This window comes from Streptomyces niphimycinicus (assembly GCF_018883605.1).
In the GTDB taxonomy this organism is placed as follows: Bacteria; Actinomycetota; Actinomycetes; order Streptomycetales; family Streptomycetaceae; genus Streptomyces; species Streptomyces niphimycinicus.
Window position 1 is genome coordinate 1 of the sequence record NZ_JAHLEM010000631.1, and the last position, 270, is coordinate 270.

Annotated in this window: 1 protein-coding gene; it reads right to left on the bottom strand. The window is 81.5% G+C overall.

Annotated elements, in window-relative coordinates; genetic code table 11:
• Positions 1 to 270 (bottom strand): SMC hinge domain-related protein (locus tag KN815_RS38340; RefSeq protein WP_216346433.1); only part of this gene is annotated, 270 nt, incomplete at both ends.

The following is a 270-nucleotide window of genomic DNA, read 5'->3' on the forward strand; positions in this document are numbered from 1 at the left end:
CGCCGCGCGGGGGCCGGTGACGGCGATCGCGTCGGCGGCGGCGCCCAGGGCCGCGGCGACGGGGACCTCGAAGCCGGGAGTGACGGTGAGGAGTTCGGCGGCGGGGCCCAGGAGTCCGCCGAGCCGGTCGGCGGCGGCCAGCAGGGCGCCCGTGCCGTCCTTACGGCGCAGACCGAGGGCGAGGGCGTCATGGCGGGCGGAGGTCGCGGCGCGCTCCCGCTCGGCGGCCGTCGCGGCCTCGCGGGCCGCGCTCAGAGCGGACTCCGCCTC